General features: G+C 67.4%; 1 protein-coding gene. It reads left to right on the top strand.

Features of this window, described 5'->3' with window-relative positions; genetic code table 11:
• Nucleotides 1-322 (top strand): TetR/AcrR family transcriptional regulator (locus AAEY72_RS14370; RefSeq protein ID WP_352311184.1); only part of this gene is annotated, 322 nt, incomplete at both ends.

Here is a 322-nt window from a genome sequence, read left to right on the forward strand (position 1 = left end):
GTTCGGCACGGTGGGTTTTCGCAAGGCGACCGTGCGGTCGATCTGCCAGGAAGCGAAGCTGAACGATCGCTACTTCTATGCGGCGTTCGACAGCACCGAGGATCTGTTGCGCTGCACCTACCTGCATCACGCGCAGCAACTGCATGACGCGGTCGCGCAGGCGGTCGCCGCGCGCGGCGGCGAACTGCGCGAGCGCGTCGACGCGGGGCTCGCCGCGTTCTTCGCGTTTCTGCGCGACCCGTGCGCGGCGCGCGTGCTGCTGCTCGTGGTGATGGGCGTGAGCGCGGACACCGACATGACGTATCAGCGCATGCTGATCGAC

The sequence above is a fragment of the Psychrobacter sp. W2-37-MNA-CIBAN-0211 genome (assembly GCF_040309405.1).
GTDB lineage: Bacteria > Pseudomonadota > Gammaproteobacteria > Pseudomonadales > Moraxellaceae > Psychrobacter > Psychrobacter glaciei.